At 37.1% G+C, this 26,362-nt stretch carries 25 protein-coding genes; 6 read left to right on the top strand and 19 right to left on the bottom strand.

Annotated features, from left to right (window positions below):
- Positions 1 to 71: 71 nt before the first annotated feature.
- From V6256_RS11740 to V6256_RS11725, 4 genes are all read right to left on the bottom strand, one after another.
- A complete protein-coding gene (locus V6256_RS11740; RefSeq protein WP_341598404.1) occupies positions 72 to 1,793 on the bottom strand; it encodes a bifunctional metallophosphatase/5'-nucleotidase in 1,722 nt (573 codons plus the stop codon).
- Positions 1,794 to 1,982: 189 nt separating this feature from the next.
- The gene (locus V6256_RS11735) at positions 1,983 to 3,227 is read right to left on the bottom strand and encodes a quaternary amine ABC transporter ATP-binding protein (protein WP_341598403.1); all 1,245 of its coding nucleotides are present in this window, start codon (positions 3,225 to 3,227) and stop codon (positions 1,983 to 1,985) included.
- 1 nt (position 3,228) lies between these two features.
- The gene (locus V6256_RS11730) at positions 3,229 to 4,119 is read right to left on the bottom strand and encodes an ABC transporter permease (RefSeq protein WP_341598402.1); all 891 of its coding nucleotides are present in this window, start codon (positions 4,117 to 4,119) and stop codon (positions 3,229 to 3,231) included.
- Between the two features lie 138 nt (positions 4,120 to 4,257).
- Positions 4,258 to 5,262: an ABC transporter substrate-binding protein gene (locus V6256_RS11725; RefSeq protein WP_341598401.1), complete on the bottom strand. Its 1,005-nt coding sequence runs from the start codon at positions 5,260 to 5,262 to the stop codon at positions 4,258 to 4,260.
- Between the two features lie 298 nt (positions 5,263 to 5,560).
- On the opposite strand from V6256_RS11725, the gene V6256_RS11720 reads away from it, so the two are divergent.
- Positions 5,561 to 6,940, top strand: a complete 1,380-nt coding sequence (locus V6256_RS11720) for an ATP-binding cassette domain-containing protein (RefSeq protein WP_341598400.1) — start codon at positions 5,561 to 5,563, stop codon at positions 6,938 to 6,940.
- A 137-nt stretch (positions 6,941 to 7,077) separates the two neighbouring features.
- On the opposite strand, the gene V6256_RS11715 is transcribed toward V6256_RS11720, so the two are convergent.
- From V6256_RS11715 to V6256_RS11700, 4 genes are all read right to left on the bottom strand, one after another.
- Positions 7,078 to 7,473: an ATP-binding protein gene (locus tag V6256_RS11715; protein ID WP_341598399.1), complete on the bottom strand. Its 396-nt coding sequence runs from the start codon at positions 7,471 to 7,473 to the stop codon at positions 7,078 to 7,080.
- An 89-nt stretch (positions 7,474 to 7,562) separates the two neighbouring features.
- A complete protein-coding gene (locus tag V6256_RS11710; RefSeq protein ID WP_341598398.1) occupies positions 7,563 to 8,870 on the bottom strand; it encodes a TRAP transporter large permease in 1,308 nt (435 codons plus the stop codon).
- Positions 8,871 to 8,891: 21 nt separating this feature from the next.
- On the bottom strand, positions 8,892 to 9,371 hold the full coding sequence (locus tag V6256_RS11705; RefSeq protein WP_341598397.1) for a TRAP transporter small permease: 480 nt from the start codon (positions 9,369 to 9,371) through the stop codon (positions 8,892 to 8,894).
- A 70-nt stretch (positions 9,372 to 9,441) separates the two neighbouring features.
- Entirely contained in the window at positions 9,442 to 10,398 is a 957-nt protein-coding gene (locus V6256_RS11700; RefSeq protein WP_341598396.1) for a TRAP transporter substrate-binding protein, read from the bottom strand.
- A 605-nt stretch (positions 10,399 to 11,003) separates the two neighbouring features.
- Between V6256_RS11700 and V6256_RS11695 the strand changes: the two genes are divergently transcribed.
- On the top strand, positions 11,004 to 12,584 hold the full coding sequence (locus V6256_RS11695; protein WP_341598405.1) for a BCCT family transporter: 1,581 nt from the start codon (positions 11,004 to 11,006) through the stop codon (positions 12,582 to 12,584).
- 128 nt (positions 12,585 to 12,712) lie between these two features.
- On the opposite strand, the gene V6256_RS11690 is transcribed toward V6256_RS11695, so the two are convergent.
- Positions 12,713 to 13,291: a phosphoribosyltransferase gene (locus V6256_RS11690; RefSeq protein ID WP_341598395.1), complete on the bottom strand. Its 579-nt coding sequence runs from the start codon at positions 13,289 to 13,291 to the stop codon at positions 12,713 to 12,715.
- A 115-nt stretch (positions 13,292 to 13,406) separates the two neighbouring features.
- Here V6256_RS11690 and V6256_RS11685 point away from each other — a divergent pair, with 115 nt between their 5' ends.
- Positions 13,407 to 14,000: a phosphoribosyltransferase gene (locus V6256_RS11685; protein WP_341598394.1), complete on the top strand. Its 594-nt coding sequence runs from the start codon at positions 13,407 to 13,409 to the stop codon at positions 13,998 to 14,000.
- A gap of 51 nt (positions 14,001 to 14,051) precedes the next feature.
- On the opposite strand, the gene V6256_RS11680 is transcribed toward V6256_RS11685, so the two are convergent.
- The 5 genes from V6256_RS11680 to V6256_RS11660 form a co-directional block, all read right to left on the bottom strand.
- Entirely contained in the window at positions 14,052 to 15,014 is a 963-nt protein-coding gene (locus V6256_RS11680) for a sensor domain-containing diguanylate cyclase (protein ID WP_341598393.1), read from the bottom strand.
- A 268-nt stretch (positions 15,015 to 15,282) separates the two neighbouring features.
- A complete protein-coding gene (locus V6256_RS11675) occupies positions 15,283 to 15,735 on the bottom strand; it encodes a hypothetical protein (protein WP_341598392.1) in 453 nt (150 codons plus the stop codon).
- Positions 15,736 to 15,868: 133 nt separating this feature from the next.
- Complete coding sequence (locus tag V6256_RS11670) at positions 15,869 to 16,483, bottom strand: hypothetical protein (protein ID WP_341598391.1); 615 nt, start codon at positions 16,481 to 16,483, stop codon at positions 15,869 to 15,871.
- Positions 16,480 to 17,064, bottom strand: coding sequence for a sigma-70 family RNA polymerase sigma factor (locus tag V6256_RS11665; protein ID WP_341598390.1), 585 nt, complete (start codon positions 17,062 to 17,064; stop codon positions 16,480 to 16,482). The genes V6256_RS11670 and V6256_RS11665 overlap by 4 nt, the downstream gene beginning before the upstream one ends.
- 40 nt (positions 17,065 to 17,104) lie before the next feature.
- A complete protein-coding gene (locus V6256_RS11660) occupies positions 17,105 to 18,829 on the bottom strand; it encodes a vWA domain-containing protein (RefSeq protein ID WP_341598389.1) in 1,725 nt (574 codons plus the stop codon).
- 176 nt (positions 18,830 to 19,005) lie between these two features.
- On the opposite strand from V6256_RS11660, the gene V6256_RS11655 reads away from it, so the two are divergent.
- Together V6256_RS11655 and V6256_RS11650 are read left to right on the top strand one after the other, a co-directional pair.
- Complete coding sequence (locus tag V6256_RS11655) at positions 19,006 to 20,196, top strand: MFS transporter (RefSeq protein WP_341598388.1); 1,191 nt, start codon at positions 19,006 to 19,008, stop codon at positions 20,194 to 20,196.
- Between the two features lie 98 nt (positions 20,197 to 20,294).
- Positions 20,295 to 22,367, top strand: a complete 2,073-nt coding sequence (locus V6256_RS11650; protein WP_341598387.1) for a bifunctional 2',3'-cyclic-nucleotide 2'-phosphodiesterase/3'-nucleotidase — start codon at positions 20,295 to 20,297, stop codon at positions 22,365 to 22,367.
- 306 nt (positions 22,368 to 22,673) lie between these two features.
- On the opposite strand, the gene V6256_RS11645 is transcribed toward V6256_RS11650, so the two are convergent.
- The 5 genes from V6256_RS11645 to V6256_RS11625 form a co-directional block, all read right to left on the bottom strand.
- Positions 22,674 to 23,141 carry a hypothetical protein gene (locus V6256_RS11645; RefSeq protein WP_341598386.1) on the bottom strand — a complete coding sequence of 156 codons (468 nt, stop codon included), beginning with the start codon at positions 23,139 to 23,141 and terminating at the stop codon, positions 22,674 to 22,676.
- A 69-nt stretch (positions 23,142 to 23,210) separates the two neighbouring features.
- Positions 23,211 to 23,612: an NUDIX hydrolase gene (locus V6256_RS11640; RefSeq protein ID WP_341598385.1), complete on the bottom strand. Its 402-nt coding sequence runs from the start codon at positions 23,610 to 23,612 to the stop codon at positions 23,211 to 23,213.
- Between the two features lie 58 nt (positions 23,613 to 23,670).
- Positions 23,671 to 24,321: a LysE family translocator gene (locus tag V6256_RS11635; protein WP_341598384.1), complete on the bottom strand. Its 651-nt coding sequence runs from the start codon at positions 24,319 to 24,321 to the stop codon at positions 23,671 to 23,673.
- Between the two features lie 137 nt (positions 24,322 to 24,458).
- On the bottom strand, positions 24,459 to 24,992 hold the full coding sequence (locus V6256_RS11630) for a redoxin domain-containing protein (RefSeq protein ID WP_341598383.1): 534 nt from the start codon (positions 24,990 to 24,992) through the stop codon (positions 24,459 to 24,461).
- Positions 24,993 to 25,162: 170 nt separating this feature from the next.
- A complete protein-coding gene (locus V6256_RS11625) occupies positions 25,163 to 25,786 on the bottom strand; it encodes an HAD-IA family hydrolase (RefSeq protein WP_341598382.1) in 624 nt (207 codons plus the stop codon).
- A 264-nt stretch (positions 25,787 to 26,050) separates the two neighbouring features.
- Between V6256_RS11625 and V6256_RS11620 the strand changes: the two genes are divergently transcribed.
- Positions 26,051 to 26,305, top strand: coding sequence for a DUF2999 family protein (locus V6256_RS11620; RefSeq protein ID WP_341598381.1), 255 nt, complete (start codon positions 26,051 to 26,053; stop codon positions 26,303 to 26,305).
- Positions 26,306 to 26,362 lie beyond the last annotated feature (57 nt).

Genomic DNA, 26,362 nt, shown 5'->3' with positions numbered 1-26,362 from the left:
TTAACACAGAGAAAAACGTCTACTTCTGATCTCCATTAAAAATGGGGAGATTACCCTAAAAACATAAAAGATCAGCTTTCAGGTGGCTTAAAGGCGATATGATCTACACCAGATTTGATAAAGTCGATAAAACAGTCTGCCATTGAATGCTCACTGATTACTCCTTCCCCTTCCATCTGTAATAATCCATCGTATCCCTCTTTTCCTTTCATTGTATAAGCAGATGAGCTGCCACAATAGGTAGCTTCATAATCCACTTCACGCCAACCTGTTTGTTTAGCATAAATCTTCAACTCCGTAATTCGTTTACCTAACGGAAGTTCACTATCATACTTAAACTTTAAATTATGTGTGTAAGGGTAACTACCAGATCCAGTACCAATAACACCATTATTTGTAGCATTATTAATAGCCCCTTCTAGTGCCTGAGCGATATATCTTCCTTTAATGTGATAAATACCAATAGGAACAACAAAAGGCAGTAACTTGCCGGCTATATCCGCTTCACTAAGGTTTCCTTGATATAAAGAAGACCTAACGCCACCAGCATTATGAATCGCAAAATCGACTTGATAACCACTTTTATTCATCATATAAAAAAATGACTGAGCCACTAGAGGCGCAATCTCACTACCTCCCTCTTGATCAGGTAACCTAACATGGCGCAGGTCTCGATCTATTCTTGAAATAACGGTACTTTGTAATTGCCGTACTTCTGGAATATATTTATCTAATAGTAAGCTTTGTAGTTGGATATCTTTTTTACACACAATAACCTTATTATCATGCTGTAATATTTCACTGCCTTTTTGATGTAGATGTTGATCAATTGTGCTAGTCAGGAATTTGTCTGCACACAACCTTCTGCCCATCAACAATTCATTTTTCCCCTTGAAAGAGAGCACACGACCATCGGCTGCAAAATCGATTTCACAATGCCCTAATGCTTGTGCATGACAGCCTGCTTGTACAATGTAAGCGCCATTAATATACACGCCATACTCTGCATCATTACTTAATCCTAGATGGCTAAAATCTCCTTGTAGCGTATGGGTGTGCCCCCCGACAATTAAGCCGATACCTGAAACCACTTTTGCTAATTCACAATCACTTTCAAATCCTAGGTGGCTGAGTAATATTATTTTATTGATACCACTCTTGTTTATTGCTCGTACTGTATTTTTGACGGTTTCAAACGCATTCACAAAAGGCGTATCTGCATCGACGTTAGCAATGTCAGACATTTTATCAATAGAAACACCAAATATCGCAACGGGCTCATCATCCACATAGCGAGTAAGCCAATGCGCTGTTTGTAATTCAGGTTGATAAGCAAGTAGATTATGGCGCCTTTTCAGATGATGATTTTTTGTCGGTATTTCATTAGATAAGTCCCAATTACCCGCTAACATAGGAAACTTTATTCTCTCTAAAAAAGCGGCAACTGGGGCATTGCCCATATCTAATTCATGGTTACCAATTGCCATCATATCAATGCCTAATGCATTCAACATGTCAGAGTTCGCTTGTCCTTTAAATAAAGAGAAATAAAGCGTTCCTTGAAAGCAATCACCTGCATGAACAAACAAAAAATAACGTTTGTTTTTAAGCGCTTCATACTTTAACTGTTTAACACGTGTTGCAATTCGAGCAAAACCACCGTTACTAACATAGGGTGAAATTTTTTCTCCATCAATATCCAAGGTGAGTTGTAGTGACTGAGGCTCAAAGTAAGAGTGTGTGTCATTGATATGCGCTAAAGTAAGTTTGGCAGGTTTATTATTCTTTATCATTTAGACTCATTTTTATTGTTTTTATGCCTTGATAATAACAATAAAAATAAAAAAATATAGCATCGTTATGAAAAGAATTTAATTAACAAATGACAAGGAAAGCAATTGAATCAGTTGAAGAAGTAACATAAAACTTTCCTAGCAGGACCTAGCAGGGGGAGGCTAGGAAAGCTTCATGATGATTGGTTTTTATTGGTGAACGCTATTTTTATCAGACTGAGTCTCAGCCTCTTCAGTTGGTTGATCACTTAATATATCAGCAAGTGTTGAGCGTGATATATGCCCTTCTACCTCACCTTCTGTATTAAGTACAGCTAACGGGTGTTCACTATCTAGCATATCTGGAATAACAGATTCTAATAACGCATCACTTTGTACTGAGGGTACATCCTCAAGTAATGAGTCAGTTATCTTGTTTTCATAATCACACTTCTCAACTCCTTCAAGAGTCTCTTGGGTGATAACACCTTGATAACCATCTTCATTCATTACATAGCCATAATCTTGTTTAGATTTACGCATTTGTGCTACAGCTTCACCAATATTTTCACTCGATATACGACAAATCTGCGGTTGCATAACGGTTTCAACGGTTAATGCACGAGCACGATTGACGTCTTTAACAAATGCTTCGACATAATCATCGGCAGGGTTTAATAATATATCAACCGGTGCGCCCTGCTGAATTAATAAACCATCACGTAAAATAGCAATTTTATCGCCAATACGTAATGCTTCATCTAAATCATGAGTAATAAAGACAATTGTTTTGTGCAACTTATCTTGTAGCTCAATCAACTGATCCTGCATTTCACTTCTAATTAATGGGTCTAATGCCGAAAAGGCTTCGTCCATTAATAAGATCTCAGCATCGGTACAAAGTGCACGAGCTAAACCAACACGTTGTTGTTGACCACCTGATAATTGAACAGGATATTGATTTGCATAGCCGCTAAGCCCAACTGTATCTAACCATTCTTGAGCACATTTTTCTCGCTCACTTTTAGCGATGCCTTGCACCTGTAAACCATAAGCAATATTTTGAATCACAGTACGATGCGGCATTAAACCAAAGCGTTGGAAAACCATCGACATCTTATTACGGCGGAAATTTTGTAAGTCTTTAGCATTCAACTGCATGACGTCTTCGCCAGCAACAACAATTTCACCCGCGGTAGGGTCAATTAAACGATTAAAGTGGCGAATTAATGTTGATTTACCCGAGCCTGATAGCCCCATGATTACAAAAATTTCGCCTGGATAGATATCTAAATTTATATCGGCTAGCCCCACGGTATGACCGGTTTCAGCTAAGATATCCTCTTTGCTTTTCCCCTCTTTTACTGAGGCCAAAACGCGTTGTTCATTCTTTCCAAAAATTTTATATAAATTCTTAATACTAATTAAAGGACTTTTATTTTCATTCGAATTCATCTTAGCTTTCTCCAAAATTTTGTAGCGTACGTTTAGCATAACTTTGAGAAATACGGTCGAAGATGATTGCTAATGCAACAATGGCAAGACCATTTAATAAACCTTGCGTAAAGTACTGATTACTAATCGCTTGTAATACTGGCTGACCTAACCCTTTAACCCCGATCATAGAGGCGATAACGACCATCGCTAATGCCATCATAATGGTTTGGTTGATACCCGCCATAATATTAGGCATCGCAAGTGGAATTTGCACGCCAAATAAACGTTGTAGTGGGCTCGCACCATAAGCAGTTGCGGCTTCTAACACTTCTTTATCAACTAAGCGAATACCTAGATTTGTTAATCGTATAACCGGTGGAATAGCATAAATAATAACGGCAATCACACCTGGGACTTTACCAATACCTAATAACATGACCACAGGAATCAGATATACAAATGCAGGCATGGTTTGCATAACATCTAAAATAGGCGTGACAAGGGACTGTATTCGATTAGAGCGCACCATCGCGACGCCTGTTGGTATCCCTATTAAAATGGCAAGCAAGGTGGAGACAACGATCATGCTCATGGTACGCATGGTATCTTCCCACATGCCAAAGTAACCGATCACTAAAAAGGAAGCGATCACTGCAATGGTTAATTTTACTGAGCGACTAGCAGCATAAGAGAATGCAGCTAAGACAGCTATCACTAGCCACCAAGGCGTCGACAATAATAACTTTTCAAACCAAATAAGTGTACTTAATAGCGGGTCGAAAAAGGATTGAATACTATCGCCATATTCACGTGAAAATTCACGAAATGAACCATCTAATAATTTTTTAAAGTCTCTTAATTCTTGACGATCAAGCTGTGGAATTTCAGCTAACCATGACTTGTCTGACATTTTATTTTTCTCCTGGAAATATCTACAACCAACCTAGGTAAATATCTAGCGTGTAAGTGACTAACAGTCATACTGTTTTGTTATTTACTTACCTAGAATGGTATTAAAGCCTAGTGAAACTAGGCTTTATAAGAGGGATTATAGTTCAGCTAATGCTTTTTTGATTTTATCGGCAGTTGCTGTGTCGACCCAAGCAGACCATGTTGATTCATAGTCAGATAAGAAATGTTCAACAGCGTATTCACCATCAGCTTGTTCGTCTTCCATCCATGCTAATAGGCCATTCATTTGGTCATTAGTGAATGAACGAGCATTAAGGTATTCAATAACCTCCGGTGCTCTTTCTGCAAATTCAGCTGTTACAACAGACTCAACCGCTGAAGGTGGGTACATAGTCACTTTTGGCTCTAAACAATCAATTTGTGTTGTACAAGTTTCAAATTCTTCTTTATCGATACCTGATCCAAAATCAACCTTAACCATGTCATATTTACCTAAAACAGACGTTGGCGCCCAGTAGTAACCAAACCAAGCTTCTTCACGCTCATAAGCTTTGGCGATTGAACCAGATAAACCAGCACCAGAACCCGGATCGAGTAACTCAAAACCCGATGCTTCTAAGTTTAATGCTTTAAATAATTGACTCGTAGAGATTTGACAATTCCAACCGGCAGGACATCCCATGAAAGCAGATTTTTCTGGGTCTTCAGGGTGTTTAAATAGTTTAGCATTGGCTTTAATACCTTCAATTGTTGCCAATGATGGCTCTTTTTCTACCATATAAGCAGGTACCCAAAAGCCTTCTTCACCGCCTTCAATCAGAGTTTGTCCAGCATAAGCAATACGACCTTCTGCGACACCTTTATCTAAAGCGTCACGCATTGAGTTACTCCAAAATTCAGGCGCAATGTCAGGCTGGCCCTTTTCAATCATTGAAGATCCTGTTGGCATCGTATCACCAGGAACAAGTTCAGCATCACAATCAAAACCATGCTCAAGAATAAAGCGATCAACATGGGCGATGAGTGTTGCGGAATTCCAGTTCATATCGGCAATCGTTACTTTGCCACATTCAGCGGCTAAAGTGGGCATAGAAAACGAAGCACAGGCAAGAAGTATTGAAGATGAGATAAGTTTACGCATGAGTTAATATCCTTATTAATTTATGCTTGCATTTACTGCTAATTCGTTGCAATTAACATAGCAAACGGATAATCAGTGTATCGTAAACAACCCTTAATTTGAAGACAAAGCCCAGAATCGGCAATACTTCACATCAAAACTGAGTGCCGATAATTTACGCTTAAGAGTTGCTACAAATAGCTTCCACACCTTTCAAAAATAATTAAAAATATACTCAAAATCAACTTGATAAATTACTTATTTAGCCTTGTTTATGGCAGAATAATAATCTCACTCACTGATTGTTGGTCACTAAATTATGATAAAAATTGAAAATCTAACACACCCTAAATTAACAATAAAAAACTGGCAGTTTAACGAACAAGAAAGCTGGTGTATTTTAGGGAGGAATGGTTCAGGAAAACAATATCTCAATCAACTTTTAATGAGTGAATTAGAAGTCGAGCAGGTAGATTTATTAAGCTTGCCGCCACAACAAAAAATAGCCGTCATCTCCTTTGAAGAGCAACAAAAAACCTATGAACAAGCTTTAGATGAACAAGCACCAGACTACGTTAATCCAGGGCAAGTCACTGCCACCGCAAAAGACTTTTTGCCCGCAGATAAATGGGATCATCCATTAATCAAAGAGTTTGGTTTTGAACATAAACTGGAAACAGGCTATCTAAGATTAAGTACAGGTGAAAGTAGAAAGCTACTTATCTTGCAAGCCATTTTTAGTGGAATCGACTTATTAGTGTGTGATAACCCCTTCGATAGTTTAGATGTGGCTTCCTGTGCAGCGCTATCAAGCGCACTGGCGAACTTATCTAAAAATGGAGTGAATATACTATTAATGCTTAATAATCGCCAAGATATTCCTGTTTGGTGTGAACAAGTTGCATTCATAGAACGTGGCAGATTAGAAGTCATCGGAAAATTAGATGATACAGAAACCAAAAAACAATTAGATGCGCTATTAATGCCCGCGCCAGATGACAAAAAATGGCCTGATAACAGCATAACACTCTCAGATTACCATCACCCTTATCTGGTTAAATTAAATAAGGGAAAAGTACATTATAACGGTGTTAATGTCTTTGAAGATCTTGATGTTGAGATAAAACCATTACAACACACCTTAATAACAGGCCCTAATGGCAGCGGTAAATCGACCTTAATGCAATTAATCACAGGCGATTGCCCTCAATGCTACAGTAATGATATTTATGTTTTAGGTTATAAAAGAGGATCTGGCGAAACGATTTGGCAAGTCAAAGAAAATATGGGTATTGTCAGTTCTGAATTACATCGTCAATACCGTGTTAATAGTGACTTATTGACTGTGGTCATTTCAGGATTTTACGATTCTATTGGTATGTACCAACAACCTACAAAACAGCACATTCATATTGCAAAACAATGGTTAGATAAGATCGGTTTATTAGCCTACGAAAAAACACCATTCCAAAGCTTAAGCTACGGTGAACAGCGTTTAGTATTAATCGCACGTGCATTGGTTAAATCACCTTACTTATTAATTCTAGATGAACCAACGCAAGGATTAGATGAATTAAATCGTCATAGAATACTTAACTTTTTAGATCATCTCGCTACACAGAAACATACAACCATGCTGTTGGTGAGCCATCGCACAGACGAGTTCTTGCCTATTTTTGAACAGCACATCACATTGTAATAATCAGCTTGAAGAAAGAAGTGATTCACCCTTCATTTCTTTCGTCAAAGCATTGCTCACTGCTTCACCTACTTGAGAGTCCCCTTACCTTTCACACATAATTGCACTACACATTACTCAATTACTCGCAAAGGTGATCACGGTTGCCATTGTTTCTGCATTCTCTTGATGGTGCTGCCTGGTACCTGATGAATATTCTTATACTTTCCACGACATACTTTTATCACTAATTTAGCATTCAACATTACTGCTAAATCTCGATAAGCTTGCATTTCCCAGTGCCTAACAAACGTATTAGCGACAACAACATTTTCCCCTGCTAATAAGTGTGCGCGAGATTGCGTTAAACACCATTCATGGGCTTCTTTGATTAAGTGAGGTTGAAATAGATACTGGCCATTTTTATCCACAAAGTACATATCGGCTTCTAAATGAACGAGTTTTTGCATTGACTCGGATAGCATTTTTTCAGCCAAGGTTGTTTTACCACTGCCAGGTAAACCACGTATTAGGGTAAGGGTTAATTGCGTCATGTTGGTTGTCATTTAAAGAATTGATCAGATATAAAAAAACCAACTATATAATAGTTGGTTTTTTATTGTTGATACTTATTTAAGCACGATTATTGAATTAAACCAAAGAACCTTGGTAACGCTAAACTGATTTCTGGGATAAAAGTAATCAATAATAAAGTGACAATTAAGACCAGACAGAATGGCATAATGCTCTTAATTACATCTTCAATCTTAGAGCCACTGACGCTACAACCTACAAATAACGCTGTCCCAACCGGTGGCGTTGCAATCCCGATACAAAGGTTAAATATAATCATCATTGCAAAGTGAATTGGATCCATACCTAACTGCGTTGCAATTGGCATAAAGATAGGCGTGAAGATAAGTACCGCTGGTGTTAAATCCATAAACATACCAACAATTAATAAAATAATATTCATTAAGATGAAGATAATAATAGGATTGTCAGAAATAGATAACATCCAATCACTGATCATAGTCGGTAAACCAGTAAAGGCCATCGCCCATGACATGATGGTTGAAGCCCCAATCAGGAATAGCATAATACCGGTTATCTGCGTTGTCTCTTTACAAATTATCGAAAAATGAGACCACTTCAATGAACGATAGCACAGGGATAACACAAACGAGTATAAAACGGCGATACAAGCCCCTTCCGTTGCCGTGAATATGCCGCCGATAATACCGCCAATAACTACAAAAATTAGCCCTAGGCTAGGTACTGCTTGCCAAATAATACGAATCACATCTTTTACTGTGAAACCATCGTTTGCACTGGTTTTATAACCTTTCTTTTTCGCAATGAAATAAGCAATAATCATACAGCTTAATCCCATTAAAATACCCGGTACATAACCTGCGATAAATAATGCAGCAACAGACGTTCCCCCTGATACCACAGAGAATACAATTAATGAGTTACTTGGTGGAATTAATAATCCAGCTGGGCATGAAGCTACATTAACCGCCGTTGATAAGTTTTTATCATATCCCTCTTTTTCTAATTCAGGACCTAATGTTTTGCCAACTGCCGCTGCCGCTGCAACCGCAGATCCAGAAACTGCACCAAACATCATATTGGCAAAAATATTCACATGTAATAGCGAACCTGGGATCCAACCTACCATTAATTTGGCAAGATTAATCAGTCGCCCAGCAATACCGCCGACGTTCATAATATTTCCGGCAAGAATAAAAAAAGGGATAGCTAATAAGCTAAAGCTATCAATACCAGTAATGATCTTTTGACCTGCGGTAATACTTGCAACTTCAAAAGGTAAAATAAAGAACATGATTGTCAAAGAAGACATTGCAATCGCGATTGCAATTGGCATGCTTATCGCAATCATAAATAAAAATAGGCCTAACAGCCAAGCGCCAATGGACAAGTCCATAATATGAATCCTTTTTTAAATTTATATTTTTTTAGTTTTAGAAAAAAGTTCAATTGTATTTAGGGTTATATAAATAAGAATAATAACGGCTGAAATAGGCAAAATTGAATAAACGGTAGACATAGGTAGTTGTAACGCTGGCGATAGCTGCTGTGTTGTTCTCGACATTAATGCCAAACCACCTTTAAACATAGCTAACGATACAAATGTAAAGGTAATTCCGTTGATCAGTAGGTGTAATGCTGTATGTGCTTTGCCTTTAAGTGCACTGTCCAATAAAGTGATTGCTAAATGCCCTTTTATACCGAACAAATAACTTGCGCCTAATAGCCCAAGCCATACCATTGCATAACGTGAAAGTTCATCTGTCCAGCTACTTGGATCGTTTAATACATAACGACTAAAAACTTGCCAAGTGACAGTAACAACCAACAACATTAGCGCAAAAGAACAGATACTGAGAATTAACCTATCAAGCAGGCTTCTAAAAGTTGTTAACATGGCGTTCTACCTCAAAAAACTTTGCCCCAGCAGAGCTAGAGCAAAGTTATATTTTACTAATCATTATGAATTAAAGTGCTTCAATTTTTTCAATAAATGGTGCTAACTTAGCGTCCTTTTTAGCTTCATCGATCATTGGTTTAACAGCTGCTCGGAAAGGGGCTTTGTCAACTTCAACAAATGTCACACCAAGCTCAATACCTTTTTGTTTATTTGCATTATCTGTTGCATCCCAAATTTTGATTTGCTCATCAAGTGATTCCGCAGCAGCTTCTTTTAAGATTTTTTGCTCGTCTGCAGATAAGCTATTCCATGAATTTTCAGAAATAATGATCACATCAGGCGTCATTAAGTGTTGATCCATTGAGTAAAACTTAGCGACTTCACTGTGTTTCATTTCAACTAGGCTAGAGATGTTATTTTCAGCACCATCAATAACGCCTTGTTGTAATGCAGTGTAAACTTCTGTAAATGGAACTGGCGTAGCACGACCACCTAGTAAGTTAATCATTTCCATCATTGTTGGAGACTCTGGAACACGTACTTTCATGCCTTCTAAATCTGCAGGAGAGTTAATTGCTTTTTTAGCATAAAAACTACGAGTACCTGAATCATAGAAAGTTAAGCCAATGAAACCTTTACCTTTACTTGTACCAAGCATTTCTTCAGCCACATCACTTTTCATGAATTTTCTCATGTGCTCTACATCACGGAATAAGAAAGGAAGTGCATTGACTTTAAATGTTGGCTCGAAAGATTCAGCTAAACCGCCATTGATTTTTGCCATATCAATGGCACCTGTTACCACTTGTTCTGCTTGGTCACGCTCTGAACCTAGTTGGCCATTTGGAAATATTTTAATAGTAAGGTCACCATTAGATTTCTCTTTCACTTTATCAGCCATGATAACCATGCCTTTATGTGCAGCGCTTTCTAATGACATAGCGTGACCTAGGTTTAATGTTTTCGCATAAACGCTTGGTGCAAGCAGTAAGGTAGTAAGTAGCGGTAATATTATCTTTTTCATTGTCTTTATTTCCTTATTAAAATACTCACGTTGCAGCGTTCAGTAGGTAGATAATCAATATGTTACTCACTGCAAAAATTTAATATAAACATTCGATGTTTGATAACAACAAGGGCATATTACAAAGCAAAATAAGTATTACAATAAGAAAGAGTTATCACATGACATCGGTCACATTCAAGGATTTAAAAACAAGATCTGCATCACTTAAGGGGTAATGATTAAATTTAAATAAGCGACTATAAAAACTCAACAACCCCTTATATATAAGGGACCAATGAAAGAACATAAATAGAAAGGCTATTAGCCTCACTGTAATCCCCCCTTAAAATAAAAAATAAGACAAGGAAAGAGACTCAGTGGACAAAATTGATCAAATCCAATTAAATTGTATGAGTAAATAGGGTTTTTAATAAATTGGTATATGTAATTTAACTAAGCTTCCAGCACCAGTATTATTCAATGCCTCAGCTGCAAACTTGAGACTTTAATAGTAAATCACTACAATCAAGAAACCTTCATAAAGAGTCATCAAGTGAGATAATGACTTTTTCCTCTCCCATTTAATTCTATTTTTCAATATTACAAGGACTTTAAATATTATGATGGATAGCGAACATAAAAAATATAGTATTGAAACCACGGATTACCAAGTTGGGCAAGATAACCTACAAAAGTGGGGATTTGATATCCATAACCCTGTCTTTGGAATCAGTGCTGGACTTATTCTCTTATTTATTTGTGCCACTTTATTGGTTGAGCCTGCGGTCGCTAAAGAAGTGTTGAATACACTACGTAATACGATCATGTCAGACTTCGATCTATTATTCATGTGGTCAACTAACTTCTTCCTTCTCTTTGCAGTGGTGTTAATGTTTAGCCCATTAGGCAAAATACGCATTGGCGGGAAAACAGAAAAACCCGAATATGCCACCCCTTCCTGGCTGGCAATGCTTTTTGCCGCTGGAATGGGGATCGGTCTTTTATTTTGGGGAGTAGCGGAACCTACTGCTTATTTTACCGATTGGTGGGGGACACCTTTTAATGTCGAACCCTATACGCCAGAGGCTAAAGCATTAGCAATGGGCGCAACTATTTTCCACTGGGGCATACATGGCTGGGCTATTTACGGGATCGTCGCACTTGCCCTGGCCTTCTTTGCTTATAATAAAGGATTGCCTTTATCTATCCGTTCCGTTTTCTACCCTATTTTTGGTGATCGTGCATGGGGTTGGTTAGGTCACATGATTGATATCTTGGCTGTGCTTGCAACCCTATTTGGTTTAGCGACGTCTCTTGGTTTAGGCGCTCAGCAAGCCACCAGCGGTATTAATTATGTGTTTGGTACTGAAGGCGGTATTGGAATGCAATTCGCTGTTATTGCCTTTGTTACCTTTATTGCTATTTTATCAATTATTCGTGGTATTGAAGGCGGCGTTAAATTACTTAGTAATATTAATATGATTTTTGCGTTTGCATTACTCGTCTTTGTTACCTACGTAGGGTTTGACATCATAGTCGTTTCTATACCTAAAACATTTCTTGCTTATGCTGAAAATATCCTGCCATTAAGTAACCCACACGGCCGAGAAGATCTCGATTGGATGCATGGCTGGACTGTATTTTATTGGGCTTGGTGGATTTCATGGTCTCCTTTTGTTGGTATGTTTATCGCACGAATTTCTAAAGGTCGTACTGTTCGCCAATTCTTATTCTGTGTTATTTTTGTACCAACATTTATGATCATGATTTGGATGGGCGTATTTGGCGGCATTGCGTTGGACCAAGTGGTTAATAAAGTAGGTGAGCTTGGTACAAATGGACTCACTGATATCTCATTAACGTTATTCCATGTTTATGATCAATTGCCATTTGGTAGTGTTATATCAGTCCTTTCTATTGTGCTTATTTTAATCTTTTTTGTTACCTCTTCTGACTCTGGTTCATTAGTTATCGACAGTATCACTGCCGGCGGTAAAATTGATGCACCAATACCGCAACGTATCTTTTGGGCAACAACAGAAGGATTAATTGCAGCAGTAATGCTGTGGATTGGGGGTAAGGAAGCTTTACAAGCTTTACAGTCTGGCGTAGTTATCACCGCCCTTCCCTTTACTATTGTGTTGATTATTATGTGTGTGAGTTTAGTAAAAGGCTTAAACTCTGAACGACAATTATATAAATAGCGAGCATAAACATTTTATAACAAATGAATAGCATATATTAGCTAGTCATTGTCCAATAAAAAAAGCGCCTAAAGACTTATCTTTAGGCGCTTTTTATTTATCTTTGAAAAGATGTTGAGATTAAAAGATTATTTACTTTCTGCTGGTAAAAAATCTTTTATAATTTCATATAAACGTGGGCGCTGGGTTGCAATTTCATCTGCAGACAACCCTTCCAGTGAATGAGGGTATTTTAACCAAGCACTTGTTTTATAAAGATAATAATCAGGAATACGATCCGTTAAGTTACGAGAAGGTTTATAGTAAGGAACAGCAACGCGAATATCTTCTGGCATGTTCAATCTAGTTTTTCTTTGTAGCTCTTGGATGATGGCATCGATTGAACGTCCAGTATCAAACACATCATCTACTAACAATAACTTATCATGGTGCTGTAAATTTTTAACAAGGTAATTCAGACCATGCACCCGTACTTCTTTTTGTTGTTGATCAATCGCAGCTGCATAAGATGAAGTTCGGATCGCAATGTGATCAGATTCAATACCATGAACAGCTAAAAACTCTTGAACAGCAATACCAATCGGTGCGCCACCTCGCCAAATAGCTACAATAAAAGTTGGTTTGAAATCACTGTCTAGTATATTCCTTGCTAAAGCATATGAATCTTGTAAAAGGTTTTGTGCAGTTAAATATTGTTTTTCAGCCATTTTCGTTCCAAGTAAGCAGGTAATTGTTAACACTAAAGATTGAATAAAAGTTTTGTTTGTGTTCTAATTTTTCGATTAAATTCTTACAAACATAACATATAAAACGGGTGATTTCTTGGCTAAATATGATCAAAAAATATTTTTAGATGAAGATACATTAATCGAGGAGTCATTTCAGTTAGCAACGCAGATCATGGCCAGTGACTTCAAACCAACATTTATTGTCGGTTTATGGCGTGGCGGTAGCTCTGTGGGTATTTATGTTCAAGAGTGTTTACAAACACTGGGCATTAATACAGATCATATCTCTATTCGAACCTCTTATGCAGGGGTTGATAAATATCATCAACAGGCTGACTGTGAACAACCAATACGTGTTCATGGTTTAACTTATTTAGTTAAAAAATTAAACGCAGACGATAAGCTGTTAATTGTTGATGATATGTTCCGCTCAGGTAAAAACTCAGATGCAGTTATCGACGAGCTAAAGAAACGTCTTAAACGAAATATGCCAGCTGATGTACGTGTAGCAACAGTGTGGAAAAAGGCTTCTCTGCCTGAGGGTGCAGGACCAAACTACTTTGTACACGAAACAGATAAATGGGTCGTTTTCCCTTATGAACTACAAGGTCTGACATTACAAGAGATTAAAGATCATAAGTCATTTGCGTATTCTACTATCGTACCTGAGCTGTTCAATACAAAATAAATATACATCAATAAAAATTGAGCCTAGCCTCTATAAATGGCGATGGCTCTCTTATTCATTTTCATCATTATATTTACCTTCATACATATTTTTATCTGTATCCGATAGCAATGCTTCTATTGTTGGATGCTCAGCTTCATCGTAACCAATCACTCCAGAAGCGAAAGACACATTAATCTCAATTCCCTTATCTTGACAATAACCCTGCCAAGTGGAGTGCAACTTGTTCATAGTTTTTATCATTGCTTGTTTTGTCGTATTACTCAATAGCACAACAAATTCATCACCACCTAACCTCCCAACAACATCTGATGCTCTAAAAAATTTGCTTAAATATTCTGCAAAACACTCTAAAATATTATCGCCAACTTGGTGGCCAAAGTTATCGTTGATCGTTTTAAAATTATTAAGATCTAAGTAAATTAAGGTCACTGGGAATTTACTTCTTTTACTCAAATTTAAAACATTGGTTGCAGCGGATAAAAAACCTCTACGATTTAACACTCCGGTTAACTGATCATGTAGCGCTAATTGCAATGCAGATAGCTCTAGTTCAACCGTTCTCGTTAGATCTTTTAAGACAGCTTGGTCATCTTCATCAAACTGCCTTCTTTTATGATCAGCAATGCATAAAGTACCAAGTTGGTAACCGTTGATCATAATAGGGCAACCTGCGTAAAACTCTACATAAGGTTCACCTAAAACCATTGGGTTATCAAAAAAACGAACATCTTCACTGGCCGCTGGTATCACCATCATTTTATTATCTAAAATAGTATGCCCACAAAATGAGGTTTCTCTGCTCGTCTCATTTACACCAACCCCAATACAGGACTTAAACCATTGTCTATTCTCATCAATTAAACTGACCAATGCTATCGGAACATTAAACATCTTTTGTGCTAGGCGTGTAATCCTATCAAAACGTTCCTCTGCATTTGTATCTAAAATATTAAGCGATTTTAATTTTAGAAGTCGTTGTTGTTCATTGGATGGAAAGTCTGGTGTTATCATTTACAGTCCCTAAAACGAAGAATTTTATTAGTTAACGTTGAATGTTAAATCCATGTAAAACTGTGCTTAAATTAAACAATAAGCTTATAAAAAAAACAATAATTTTATAAGTTATAATAACAATTTTATATTAACAAATGCTTAGTCATAACATCCTCATAAAAGTTCAGTGCTATTAATATAATGATTTATGTTATTGAATAAAAAGGAATAGACAATAAGTATGTGTCATATCATTAAAAAACATACACATATTATCTATTTATATTTATTTAAATCGAATAACCACATCCATTTTAGTAGACATCGACGCACTCAATGTTTGTTTATTCTTTGTTGAAAGTAAAACAATGCCGCGGTGCTTAGCAATGCTTTTAAAGAAATGGTTTAAGTTAAAACCATGATCTCGTTCATGTGAGTTTTTTACTGCTGTTTTCTTATCAAATAATAAGTCTGCCTGTTCAAATAACAGTGGTGTTTTACTGTTACGTGCTTCACTAAATAAGCTTTCAACACCTTCTTCATTGAGTTTATCAATAACAGCCGTTGTATGCTGAATAGTCGTTTCAATATGCGCAGTTAAATCATCAGTAATAGCCATTAACTCATTTTGGCTTGCACCATTGATAGTAATTAAAAAGCGACTGTTATGGCGATTAACTTGCGGCATATCGTTTAAAAAACGATGGTAACTTTTACTGTTATAATCAACTATTAACATTATTATTCCTGTTTACTTTATTATTTAAGTTGCGCAGTTTAATACGTATTGAGTCAATCACCTACCATAATCCCAAAAAACAAAAAGATAACAAAAATTTAAATTGACTCTCTTAACATACATTAATTATTTGCTAATCATCATTATCCAGTAACTTAAGATAAGGTACTGTTAAGTCAGCTTTTAATGTTGGGTATTTTTGTAATAATAACTTCAACGCTGCCGTCGCTTGTTGATTATTCCCATTGCTTATTAGTTTATTAATCCTTTCAAGTTCTACAGTTATCTCGCTCATATTAGGAGGATTAATACTATCTGCAGATGGTAAATTCTGATCCATTATCAAGGCCCTTGATACTTCACTTTGCTGCTTTTCTGTGGCTTTGATAAGTTTATTTTGAGAGTATGCTGTAGCAGCCTCTTTATCTTTTTGCATTTCAGAACGTAAACGCATATCCAATGATTGTTCATTTAGTAATTGAATCTGTTGAATATCATCGCTTGACTGCTCTAAGACATTATTATTTTGAAAATATAAAACAGCAACGATCACTAAAGATGCAGCCGTTGACAATTGTCCATACCAAGCGCGATAAAAGCGCTTTTTATTAATTGCTACAACATTCTTTTTCTCATGTTGCTGTTTAGCTAAGCTTAAAATAGACGCATCAATTTTCTCATTCGGCTGCTCTTTTGCACCTTGATGATAGAGTTCGACAATATCGTGATCATTTAATTTATCACTCATTTACTTTCTCCATTCAACCTTAAACAATGTTTTAATTTACTTAAACCATAACGTAGTCGACTTTTGATATTTTCGGTCGTTTCATTAATTACCAGTGCAATCTCTTTTAAACTAAGTCCCGATTCGTGCTTAAGTAAAAATGCTTCCTTTTGTGCTCTGGGTAATTGCTGTAAACATTGTTTTAATTGTTGCATTTGTTGTGACTGACTGAGCGATTCTAATAGATTGCTTTGCGGATCGCTTAAATCGATTGATTTAGTTAATTCCTCACTGGGTTCATCTATACTCGCTGTAATGATTTTAGTCGCGGTACTATTATGCCGATAATGATCAACCAAGTGATTATGTGCAATGCGGTATAGCCAAGTTGTAAATTTACTCGTCGCACTATAATCAAGGTGGGCTTTGATTAACTTACCCCACACTTCTTGATATAACTCCTCTGCCACTTCTGGCGAAGCAGTCTGCCGTAAAAAATATCGATAGAGACTATCTTTATGGCGATAGTACAAGCGAGTAAAAGCCTGCACATCGCCCTTAGCATATTGCATCATTAATGTTTCATCATCGATCTCTTCCATAACTTCCTTCATTTACAGCGAAACATATTAGGATAATAATTTATTGTAACGCATCGACCGTTCTTACTAGCTGTATAAACTCTGATCTATAGCCAAATGGATCAGCACCTTTGTTGTTAATAGCCAAGTCAATACTATCTTGGTATTGCCATTGACCTGTATATTTTGCTCCTTTTAATAATTGAGCAAAACCTGCTACAGCGAGTGTAAAATTAAAATCTTGGCTCGTTTCTACGCCCACTTCAGGAGCTATCACGCGCTGACTTATCAATTTGCTAGTATCGCCATCAGGTTGTTTATAACGTACTTTTACGTAAGCTAATTCATTATTTTGCAAACTTGAATCAGTATTTGTTTGTTGATTGCTTTGATAGCGCAAATCATCAATTTGTTTATTCTCGGCATTAACCATGCTTATTTCATATAATGCGGTTACCGAATGCCCTGCTCCTAACTCGCCTGCATCCACTTTATCATTATTAAAATCTTCATCAGCCAATACACGGTTTTGATAACCAATTAAACGGTATTCGGCCACTTGATCTGGGTTAAACTCTACTTGGATTTTGACATCTTTAGCGATGATTTGCATGCTGCTCGTTAATTCATCAACAAGTACCTTACGTGCCTCATTAATTGTATCGATGTAAGCATGTTGGCCATTACCAATATTAGCTAACTGCTCCATCAATCCGTCATTATAATTACCTTGTCCAAACCCTAATGTAGTCAAGGCAATCCCGGTATCACGTTTATTGGCAACCAACTCTTTTAGTTGCTCAAGCGATTGCGTCCCCACATTAAAATCACCGTCAGTTGCTAAAATAATACGATTAACGCCTTCTTTTTTAAAATTTTCTTCTGCAATTTGATAAGCGAGTTCAATGCCTTGAGCACCATTCGTCGAACCACCCGCATTGAGTTTATCTAATGCAGTCGCAATCGCTTGATGATCATTCCCAGCAGTGGCCGGTAATACAACCCCAGCCGCGCCAGCATAAACGACAATCGCAACGGAATCATCTTCATCAAGTTGTTTGCTTAACATGGTTAAACTACTTTTTAACAAAGGTAATTTATCAGCAGCCCCCATCGAACCTGAAACATCTAATAAAAAAACTAAATTAGCATCTTTGATGGCGTCTTTATCAGGTTCAAACCCTTTGATACCGATTTTAATAATCTGTCGTTGTTGATCCCAAGGTGCATTTGCCACTTCGCTATGGATGCTGAACGGTTGATCAATGCTATCAGGCGAAGGATAGTTATAATTAAAGTAATTGATAAAAGCCTCCTCCCTCACAGCATCACTTGGCGGTAAGCGGCCATTATTAATGAATCGGCGTGTATTACTGTAACTACCAGTATCTACATCAATAGAAAAAGTAGAAAGTGGTTCACGGCTCACTTGCTTAACCGAATTTTGTGATGAATCTAAATAGTTTTCACTGTTTGTATCGCCAACAGGTATTTCAATAGGCCTCCTAATTAATGCTGTTGTTGCACTACTCGTTGAGGCACTATCAATCAGGTTTACCTGATGTAATGTCATCGACTGCTCTGCTGCTCGCTTTTGGTACTCAACAACCGCTTTTTGCTGTGCCCCCCTAACTTGCTCCTTCTTTAATATCTCAGACTGCTGGGCTTGGGAGATTTGTTGATCAGAAGCAGATTGATTACATCCTATTAACCCAGTTAGCAGAGTTAAACTGGTCACTGTTAATGCGCCTTTCACTATTTTATGAATGTTAGTTTTGTTATTCATTGTGCCACCTTTATAGTTAATAACTGATTGAAATTAATTTTGTTATCTCTATAAACGCATGACCCAGAGAAATGGGGTTAAAAAATAATAATTTATTTTATAAATTATTATTTTGCCTGCAGAAAGACAGTCCTATCTGTTATCATCCACTCCCTTTGTTTGGTTTGGAAATATTAATGCACTCCTCCTCTCGTTCACTTTTTAACACCCTTATCTTAGTCGTTGGGATACTATTAATCGCTGCGAATTTACGTGGTCCAGTAACTGCAATTGGCCCAGTACTTGATCAAGTGATTCTCAGCTTTGAATTAAGCTCCTCGCAAGCTGGCATGTTAACCACTTTGCCTTTAATCGCCTTTGCACTTGCCTCTCCGATGGCTGCTACGCTTGCCAAGAAACAAGGGCTTGAGATATCTTTATTTATTGCACTATTGTTAGTCGCGATAGGCTTGTTTGCGCGTGCAATTGATTCTGTTTTTATTCTATACCTTAGTACCGCTGTGATAGGGGTAGGTATTGCCATCGGTAACGTACTTTTACCTAGTTTAATCAAACGTGATTTTCCTAACCATGTTGCATTAATGACGTCTTCATATGTTTTAGCTATGGGGGTGTTTGCAGGAAGTTATTCAGCACTGTTAATTCCACTTGCTGAATATAACCAATTAGGATGGGCAATTGCATTATCTTGTTATGGTGTAATAACCTTATTTAGTATTATCGTTTGGTTACCACAATTAAAGCTGCATACAAAACCGACAAAAGAACTAACGCAGAGTATTAGCAACAGTAAAATTTGGCACCATGCAACAGCATGGCATATCACGCTCTGCTTAGGGTTAAACTCATTTTTTACTTATATCCTGATTGCTTGGCTACCTAATATCTTAATAGATGCAGGCCATAACGCTCAGGATGCCGGTATGATACAAGGCGCATTCCAGTTTGCTTCTGCTTTACCTGGCCTTATTCTGATACCGCTACTGGCAAAATTAAATGACCAACGCATATTAGCGATCTCTTTAGCGATCATCGCTGCGTCTTGTTCACTCGGTTTTATCTATATACCTGAATTCGCATTTGCTTGGTCTTTCACCTTAGGTTTTTGCTCTGGCGCTATTTTTATTCTTGGTCTTTCTTATATCAGTTACCGCACACATCATTCAACTCAAGCGGCTTCATTATCTGGTATGGCTCAATGTGTGGGTTACGCATTAGCAGCGGTTGGGCCAATGATTGCGGGTCTATTACATTCCTATTTTGAAGGCTGGACATCGGTACTTTGGATGTGTGCTATTGCTATTTTATTATCTGGTATTTTTGGCTACTTAGGCGGACGAAATAAAATGCTTAGTAAAGACGCTTAATAGCTTATTTCCATATTATAAAAAATAGCAAACATGCTAAATTGATTACTAACAATCAACACAACAGGTTGTTTCCTGTTTATACAAATGGCTAACTTATGAAATATATCAACGCTAACACCACATTTTTAAAATCAACACTTGCTATTACTGTCTGTTTAGCTTTAGGCGGATGTTTTAATAAAACAGATGCGAACCCAGTCAATGCAGATGATACCAATCCCCAATCAAAAAGTACCGTGAACCTCAGAATAATGGAAACAACTGATATTCACATGTATTTATCAAACTACGACTACTTTTCCCAGCAAGTATCCGAAACAATTGGTTTCGTGAACACAGCAACATTGATAAAAAAAGCGCGAGCGGAAGTGAAAAATAGTGTGTTAGTTGATAACGGCGATTTAATTCAAAACAGTCCGTTAGGCGACTATGAAGCCTTAGTCAGAAGAACAGAGATACTTAACGGCTCTACTCATGTAGTTTATAAAGCAATGAATTTACTGGACTATGATGTCGCAAACTTAGGGAATCACGAGTTTAACTTTGGATTAGAATTTTTAGATGCAGCAATCAAAGGTGCAGACTTCCCATATGTGAATGCTAATGTTTATATCAATGACGGCGATGATGACACAAGCAATGATAAAAACCGCTACACACCTTATTATATTCAAGAAAAACAAGTTGTGGATGCAAATGGTAACGAACAAACCATTAAAATCGGTTACCTTGGATTAACACCTCCACAAATCATGCAATGGGATAGCGTTAAACTACAAGGGAAAGTGATAGCCAAAGATATTGTTAAAACAGCTGAGAAATTTGTACCGCAGATGAAAGCCGAAGGAGCAGACATAATTATCGCTATTCCTCATTCAGGCTTGACTGCAAGCGCACAGGAAGACCTTGCTGAAAACGCTGCCCTTTACCTATCAGAAGTACCTGATATTGATGCTATCTTATTTGGTCACAATCATCGCGTTTTCCCAGGTGATAAAGCTTATAACGGCTATCAAGAAGCCGGCATCGATAATGTTAATGGTAAGCTAAACGGTATTCCTGCTGTAATGCCTGGATTTTTTGGCAATCACCTTGGTGTGATCGATTTAACACTCACCTCAACGGCAGACCATCAATGGGAAGTAACCAAATCAACGGTTGAAGCCCGTGGTATTTACAGCGGCAGTAAAAGAAATGGCGATTTTGTAGATTTAGCTGAAGCTGACCAAGAAGTTGCAGCAGCTATCGCCCCTGAACACCAAGCAACCATTGAATGGGTAAGTGAGCCCTTCGCCAATATATCAGCGCCTATTTATAGCTTTTTTGCATTAGTGCAAGATGATCCTTCAATTCAAATTGTATCTGATGCACAAATTGCATGGGGTAAAGCCTTTATTCAAGGAACAGAATTAGATGGTTTGCCAGTACTTTCAGCAGCAGCACCTTTCCGCGCAGGACGAAATGGTATTGAAGACTATACAGATGTTAAAGCAGGCGAAATTGCTTTATTAGATACTGTTAGTCTTTACGTTTTTCCAAATACAGTGCGCATGGTAAAAATCACTGGAGCCGATGTAAAAGAATGGTTAGAACGTTCTGCAGCACAATTTAATCAGATTGATATCAACAGCAGTCAACAACAAAACCTACTTGATACCACTTACCCAACTTATAACTTCGATATTATTGATGGCGTGACCTTTGAAATAGATGTAACGCAACCAAAACGATACGATAATGAAGGGCTGCTTATTAGCGCTCAAAACTCGCGTATTACACATTTACAATATCAAGGTAAACCAATTGATCTTGATGGTGAGTTCTTAGTTGTCACCAACAATTATCGTGCTTCTGGCGGCGGTAACTTCCCAAATATAGATGGAACAAGCCGAGAAACCTTTGAAGGTCCAGATGAAAACCGAGGAGTATTAAGAAACTACATTATTAGTGAAGCGGCTAAGAATGAAAATAACAGTATCGACCCTTCTGCCGATCAAAACTGGAAGTTCAAACCGGTGAACACTGAGACAAACTTAAATGTTGTTTTCAGAACATCACCACTTGATGACGTAAAAGCGATTGCAGCGGAAATACCATCAATAACAGCAACATCTGATTTAGATTCAGACGGTTTTGCTTTGTATAAAATCGACTTAAAAGCACAGTAAGCTTTGCTTTGTAATACCAATTATATTAAATAAGTGATCTAAATTTTGCGCAGGAAAAATGACTGAGTTCAAGGCGTAATTTGAGTTAAATAGTTGTTCTATTTGCGAAAATTACAACGCAGAAATAAGTTATTTTAACAAGTAAAATAGATCAGTTAATTAGTGTGATTGGTATAATGTAAAATGAGAGCACAAGTGGGGTTGAAGTTAGCAGTTATTGTTAATTTCAGTCTTCACTTTTAACGCCGATATATACCGCACACCTTAAAAGTTAGCTTTCCGGTTCAAACACAACTTAAAAAACCATTAATAAAATAGCCCATGAGCTCCCGCCACACCCGCAAAGATCACTAATAAACTTACCGTTAACAATATTGTATGCATCAGTTGTAGGTAATAAAATGCTTTGTCGCTATTTTTTAATGCCTGTTGATGAAACCATTTATGTAAAAACCAAGGCTCCAACACAAACAACACTAAGGTAAAAATAGCCCATATCAACAGCATGGTATAAATCCACCAATGCATTGTTGACCATAAATTCATGGCATATAGCATGTAAAAACCTGAAAGCCCTGTTATTAGTGTTGTTAGTTTGGCTTGCAAGCTAAACTTACTTTCTAACATTTCAAATAGGTGTAATTTATTATCTGTTGTTTTAGCGTTTCTAATCGCCGGTATTAATACCGTCGCAACAAAAGCAACTCCTCCGATCCATAGCACAACAGCGACGACATGCAATGCTCTTGCGATCACTAAATATTGAAACTCCATCACTTACCTCATTAATACTTATCAATAACGTATTGTGATTATTCATTAAAATAATTAATTTTCTATGATCTATCGTAGTAATTCCTGACTTTTTAGCCATTCAATCACTTTAATACTACCTAGTGAACAAAGTGCTTTGTTTTGAACATCAATAAATTTAATATCAGCAATTTCTGCTGCAGGTGTTAACTGTCCTTCAAAGTCAGCAAAATAGCAGGTTAATTTAACCGTTACATCAGCATTTTCTCCATCGGCAGGTGCTTCAAAGGTCTCGGCGTATTTTATAGAGCTTGCGATCAAATCAACTGAAACTTCTTCTTTTATTTCACGAGTAAGCGCTTGTTGATCGGTTTCTCCTGTTTCGCGTTTACCACCTGGTAAATAAAATAACACCTTATTCTTAGAACGAGCATGCAATAACTTATTATCTGCAATATATAGCCAAGCTAATTTATCAATTACTTTATTCATCTTCTTCTCATTTTTATTTTAACTTGTAGACTTGCTCTACTCTATTTTTGAATTTTGTTCACTGGGCTGTATCTGTCAGTGTGGAAATCCCTAATGCACTACCTAGTAATATAAAGACACTACCCACCGTTCGATTAACCCACTTTAAAGTGGATTGTTTTCTCAATAAAGGTGCAATCTTGGTGCCTAACGCGGCATACATAAACATTGAACTACAATCGATAACAAACCAGGTGCAGGCCAGGACAATATATTGTTCCATTTGTGGCAAGGCTGCGTTCATAAAGCTAGGAAATAAGGCAATGAAAAACAAGAGATCCTTAGGGTTACTGATGCCGACCATAAAGCCTTTTCTAAACAAGGTAAACCAAGCGTAATCCTTTAAAACAGGTGAATGTGTTGTCGACTCATCAATTAATGCAATAGGATTTTCTTTCCAAGCACAGAACCCTAAATAGATAAGATAACATGCCCCTATTAGCTTAATAATGAGAAATAGCGTTTTAGATGCAACTAGAATCGCCCCAAGCCCAATCGCCGAAATAGACATTAATAAAAGCGCTGCAATAGCGCCGCCAATGATGGTAGGAATCGTATTTTTATGGCCATACTTAAGCCCATCAGAGATGCATAATAATGCCGAAGGCCCTGGGCTAAATATTAATACGCTAATGACACTGAGATACACCAGCCATAAACTAAAATCCATTTTATTTTCCTTTAAACTTCAACTAAATAATTTCAATTAAATCATATTCGTCAATATAACCAGATAAACCTAAATAACAAACACAAAAAAGCAGGGTCGATGCCCTGCTTCTACTTACTCATCAATGTTGATATTGATTACTGGAATGTACCACGAATAGGATAGTTGTTTTCAGGTGCCTTAATAAATTCAAGCCCCGCTGCTAATGTTGCAATTTCAGGACGAAGTGCAGGACCATTAGAAATATCCAAGACTTGTACTTGGTTTTTCTCATTAATAACAAATAAACCAGGTTCAGCAAAACGGTGATCCGTTTCTTTTTCTGAACGCGGATTTGAGATGTAAACACCTAATGCTTGCATTTGTTCGATGCTTAAACCGTAATAAATAGGAAAACTCGTTGTTAATGAAGGAAGATGCTCTTCAAGTTGTGCTTTGCTATCTGCTGATACCGCAGCAATTTCAACACCATTATCAATAAAACGTTGTTTAAATGTTTCTAAAGTATTTAAGTAGCGAGTACATAATGGACAGTGCTTACCACGATAAACAACCACTATTTTCCAATCAGCTTTATCTGATATTTTGCCTAGCTCAACATCACTTCCATCTAATGCTTTAACGGTTAAGACTGGAAAAGTAGCGCCTGCTGCGATTGCTGTATGAGTCATTCGTTATCCCCTGATAAAAATTATAAATGTATGTTATTTAGAAAAATCAAAGATACCCTAAAAAGGTAAATATAAATCACTAAACTAGCGATTCACTTACAAAGACAGACCAGACTAAGGTAGATTTAATTTCACTGACTTCACAAGTTTATTCCTTTAATAACAATAGGCTAATCAAATTTTCCTATTAATTCAGACATATGTTGCACTTGTATTGAGGCTAATGTCTGCTTGTCAGTAACCTCTGGTGCGTAATAAACACTTGTCATATTGGCTGCATTAGCCGCCTTTAAGCCAACAATACTATCTTCTATTACACAACAACGCTCCGCTTTTACTTTCATTGCTTCAGCGGCAAACAAAAAGACACCCGGATCAGGCTTCCAAGAGTTAATATCATAAGAACTAAAGATATTATCGCCAAAATATTTATCTAAACCTGTTACTTTTAAGGCCTGTTTAATTTTATGTTTAGGTCCAGAAGAAGCAACACAATAAGGAATGGTTAATGATTCTAACAACTCCACTACCCCTTGATTCGCTTTTAGTTGCTGATCAAACAATTCACTGACTTTTTTTCTATATTCAATTTCGAAATCGCTAGGCATCTGCACTTTACGCTCTATTTCGATGCTTTCTATAATTAAATTAAGGTTAACACCGCGAAACTGGCGAATAAGATCTTCAGCTTTATGTTCAATACCTTGGGTAGCAAGCTGTCGCTCCATGGCTAAATTACAAAGAAATTCACTGTCCACCAGTGTGCCATCACAATCAAAGATCATTAAATCCATTATTACCTCATCAAATAAACACAAAAGACAATCGACCATAACATGAATTAGATTCAGATAAATCATCAAAAACAAAGGGATGAGAGGTATATGCAGGTTTAATTAACAACCAATAAACCTAATTAATCACATTTATCGCCGGCATTGATTAGACGCCTCAGCCTCGATTCTTTGCGTGGATTGTTGGTATAATGTAAAAATGCATAGCATAATGAATGCTATTATCGACAGTGTTTATCAAACCATATAAATTTAAGGTATCCAATGAATCCAATTATTGCCCTGTTAAAAGAACATAATGTAAGTGATGAAAAAATAAAAGCGCTTTTTGAAGCATTAACTGATAACCCAATGATGGCGATGGGCCTTATCCAACAATTAGGTATCTCGTCAGAAGAACTGCAACGATTAATGGGCTTGATTATGGCGCAACCTGAACTCATTAAAGAAGCGACCGATGAATTAGGCTTAGACTTTGCTAAGGTACAAGAAGCAAAAGAGAAGTTAGGAAAAGAATAAAGCGAGACTGTAATAAAAACTGTGTAACTGCTTATTTATAATCCTACTATTTGGAAA

Origin of the sequence: Psychromonas aquatilis, from assembly GCF_038155185.1 — a bacterium.
GTDB classification, from domain to species: domain Bacteria; phylum Pseudomonadota; class Gammaproteobacteria; order Enterobacterales; family Psychromonadaceae; genus Psychromonas; species Psychromonas aquatilis.
The sequence above is the reverse complement of the archived record's forward strand: the minus strand, read 5'-3'. Positions and strand labels throughout refer to the sequence as shown.